The following is a 1042-nucleotide window of genomic DNA, read 5'->3' as shown; positions in this document are numbered from 1 at the left end:
GGCGCTGTTGCAGAAATCAGTGTGAGGACTTGGTTCGGTCTTTGATGTCCTGATCAGGCGTGGACGACGGTGTCGGGCATACCAAGGGCGTTGAAGGTGTTCAGGATGGCGCAGCGGATCTGCACCTCGGCGACCTGACGGGCGGGATCGCGGGCCGCAAGGCGCTCGCCCAGGCGCTTGAGGCGTGACATCGCCGTCTCGGCGAGGCTGCGCCGGTGGTAGCCGCTCCACCTTTTCCAGAGCCGTCGGCCAAGGCGCTTGATCGCGCGCAGGCTCTCGTTGCGCTCGGCAGCCCCGGTGGTTCGCCCTCGCCAAGGCTTGCCGTTGCGCCGCGGCGGCACCACCAGGTCGGCGTGGCGCAGGGCTGACGCCTCGTAGACCCCGCGGGTGTCGTAGGCGCCGTCGCCGCTGATCACTCCGATCCGCTCGTCCTCCGGAACCTGAGCCAGCAGCCCTGGCACGATCTCGCCGTCCCCATGCCGATGGTCGGTCATCTCGACGGCCCTGACCTCGTGGCTGTCGGCATCAATCACCAGGTGCACCTTGCGCCAGACCCGGCGCTTGTCAGCGCCGTGCTTCCTCACCTTCCACTCGCCCTCGCCCAGCACCTTCAGCCCCGTGCTGTCGATTACCAGGTGCAGCGGCCCGCTCCGGGCGCGGTAGGGGATCGTGACCGTCAGATCCCGTTGCCGCCTCGAGAGGGTGCTGTAGTGCGGCACCTGCCAGTCGAGGCCAGCCAGCCGGATGAGGCTACCCGCCATGCCTTGGGCCGCCCGGAGCGGCAGCTGGTAGAGCACCTTCAGCGTCAGCACCGCCTGGATCGCTGCATCCGTGAAGATCCGCGGACGGCCTCGCCTGCCCGTGCCCCCTGAGGCATGCCAGGACAGGTCGGGCGAGATCCAAACGGTCAGGTCACCACGGGCGATTAGTCCTCGGTCATACTCACGCCAGTTCCGCGTCCAGTATCGCCGCTGCGGCCGGCCACAACCCGTCGCTTCCTCAACCATCGCACCTCTCCGTCACCGGATTATGCAACAACGCC

Annotated in this window: 1 protein-coding gene; it reads right to left on the bottom strand. The window is 67.8% G+C overall.

The annotated features are described in order from the left end of the window. Window positions 1-53: 53 nt before the first annotated feature. Entirely contained in the window at window positions 54-1007 is a 954-nt protein-coding gene (locus JMJ56_RS33125; RefSeq protein WP_202836123.1) for an IS5 family transposase, read from the bottom strand. Between the last annotated feature and the right edge of the window lie 35 nt (window positions 1008-1042).

Source organism: Belnapia arida (genome assembly GCF_016773205.1).
Classification (GTDB): Bacteria; Pseudomonadota; Alphaproteobacteria; order Acetobacterales; family Acetobacteraceae; genus Belnapia; species Belnapia arida.
Note: the sequence above shows the minus strand (reverse complement) of the source record. Positions and strands in the feature narration are given on the sequence as shown.

Bases quoted from the DNA above. Each gene is read 5' to 3' on its own strand.
- JMJ56_RS33125 (WP_202836123.1), bottom strand. From the start codon at position 1,007: ATGGTTGAGGAAGCGACGGGTTGTGGCCGGCCGCAGCGGCGATACTGG.